Source organism: Variovorax sp. WDL1 (assembly GCF_001541225.1).
GTDB lineage: Bacteria > Pseudomonadota > Gammaproteobacteria > Burkholderiales > Burkholderiaceae_C > Variovorax.
Genome location: NZ_LMTS01000007.1, coordinates 1 through 357, shown reverse-complemented (window position 1 = coordinate 357; position 357 = coordinate 1). Strand labels below are relative to the sequence as shown.

Annotated in this window: 2 protein-coding genes; both read left to right on the top strand. The window is 65.5% G+C overall.

Going from position 1 to position 357, the window contains the following annotated elements:
- A partial coding sequence (locus APY03_RS01085) for an AlpA family transcriptional regulator (RefSeq protein ID WP_443082791.1) occupies positions 1–235 on the top strand: 235 nt, incomplete at its 5' end.
- Positions 236–277: 42 nt separating this feature from the next.
- Positions 278–357, top strand: an 80-nt coding sequence (locus APY03_RS41120) for a ParA family protein (protein ID WP_157103356.1), incomplete at its 3' end; no start/stop codon positions are given.

The window sequence follows — 357 nt, the reverse complement described above, 5'->3', positions numbered from 1 at the left end:
CGAGCGTTCAGGAGTGACCGCCATGTCGCAGACCCCTGTACTCCCGCCGAACGAGCGCCGCATCCTGCGGCTCGATGAAGTCGAAGCGAAGTCCGGCTTCAAACGCGCCCACATCTACAACCTGATGAAGAAGCGCCAGTTCCCCCAGGCGCTGCGCCTGGGCGTGCGCGCCGTCGGCTGGGATTCGATCGAAATCGACCAGTGGATCGCCGAGCGCCTCAACCACCGGACCTGACCCGTTCTCCCGCGGACTTCCCATTCCCAGACGGAGAGCGCCATGCAGGTCGTATCCATCATTTCAACGAAGGGCGGCGTCGGCAAGACCACGACGGCCGCCAACCTGGGCGGGCTCGCCGC